This window comes from Streptomyces sp. NRRL WC-3549 (assembly GCF_000721935.1).
In the GTDB taxonomy this organism is placed as follows: domain Bacteria; phylum Actinomycetota; class Actinomycetes; order Streptomycetales; family Streptomycetaceae; genus Streptomyces.
Map to the genome: position 1 here is coordinate 169,592 of NZ_KL585386.1, position 614 is coordinate 170,205.

At 67.1% G+C, this 614-nt stretch carries 1 pseudogene; it reads left to right on the forward strand.

From position 1 onward, the window contains the following. Nucleotides 1-310 precede the first annotated feature (310 nt). Nucleotides 311-430, forward strand: a pseudogene (locus IH13_RS45500) (DUF664 domain-containing protein); the annotation flags it as partial. Nucleotides 431-614: the final 184 nt, after the last annotated feature.

Sequence of the window (614 nt, forward strand, 5' to 3'; positions counted from 1 at the left end):
CCGCCGCTCGGCATGCCATTGCGCCGGCGAGGCCCGGTACTCCCTGCTTGCTCGCCGGATCTACCGATGGGTGGCCGTCAAACGGCACCGAATGCCCGCCGGTACAGCAGCGTGCGCTCTGTCCCGTCCCCACCTGCATGCTCAGCAGCGGCCAAGCTCCCCGAGCTCTGCATGGACATGATATCGACGCATACGTCCAGATCGGGTCTCTAAAATAACCGGGTGGTGAACTGGACGCAGACGCACGACTGCTACGGGGATGTCGATCGCGTCCCCGCGCTTTTGGAACTGGTGGAGTTCGAGGACAATCCCGAAGCGTGGAAGGAGCCTCCGCTGGATGCTGATCCACCTCGTCGAGGAGACGGGACGGCACGCGGGGCACGCGGATATCGTCCGAGAACTGCTCGACGGCACGAAGGGCTACTACTGACGCGGCTCTGTGTAGCGGGCCCCTGCCTCAGGAGCCAGGCCAGCACACCACCGAAGACCCCGCCAGACAGGCCCTCCCGTCCGGAACACGACCGGCTCGCGTACCCCGGCACACACCCCGACCCGGCCTGGTTCCAGGGGAAGGACCGGGCCGCGACCGGCTGCCTGGGGCATGGAGCCCGGCA